Annotated in this window: 1 pseudogene; it reads left to right on the forward strand. The window is 64.5% G+C overall.

Going from position 1 to position 245, the window contains the following annotated elements:
• Positions 1–245: pseudogene (locus ACYPYD_RS26080) on the forward strand (IS701 family transposase); the annotation flags it as partial.

Below are 245 nucleotides of genomic sequence, written 5' to 3' on the forward strand. Positions count from 1 at the left end.
AACCCGGCGACACGCTGGACCAGCATTCTCGTCTCTGCCTGGTATGGCCATGCGGGCGGCAAGACGCTCGAGATCACATCTGACATCGCCCTATGGTACAGGCCCGGCACCCCGGTCTTGCCGGTCCGCTGGGTCCTGGTTCGCGATCCTGACGGAAAGCGCGACCCGCAGGCCTTCTTCAGTACCGACATCACCCTCGAGCCCGCCGAGATGATCGCCCTCTACGTCCGCCGATGGCAGATCGA

It is taken from the genome of Novosphingobium sp. 11B, from assembly GCF_054589055.1.